Origin of the sequence: Psychrobacter sp. AOP31-B2-9 (assembly GCF_052378005.1) — a bacterium.
In the GTDB taxonomy this organism is placed as follows: Bacteria; Pseudomonadota; Gammaproteobacteria; order Pseudomonadales; family Moraxellaceae; genus Psychrobacter.
Genome location: NZ_JBQSXG010000370.1, coordinates 1 through 305 on the forward strand (window position 1 = coordinate 1; position 305 = coordinate 305).

The following is a 305-nucleotide window of genomic DNA, read 5'->3' on the forward strand; positions in this document are numbered from 1 at the left end:
AACTAAAAAGACAACCCATTATGCAAATATATTAACTGTATTGACGGTGTTATTTATTATAGCTCTTGTAATCTGTTCTAAGATAGAGGTTGGTATGGCATTCGTATTATTACCCATTGCGACTATGCCCCGTTTAATGCTTTTTGTACTAAAATCTGAAAAAAACTCAAATACAAACATTGTTTATGTCAATAAAGATAAGTAGTTCTTAGAGCTATTAAATTGATTTATCATAATGTCTATACCCATAGTTTGAAATTTACTCCAAAATAACATCGCAACCATAAAATCACTTATATAAAGTA

The 305-nt window shown here is 28.5% G+C and carries 1 protein-coding gene; it reads left to right on the plus strand.

Translation table 11 applies throughout. The features are described from left to right. The coding region (locus ACT3SX_RS15680) for a hypothetical protein (RefSeq protein WP_444518754.1) at window positions 1-205 on the plus strand (205 nt) is incomplete at its 5' end. Window positions 206-305 lie beyond the last annotated feature (100 nt).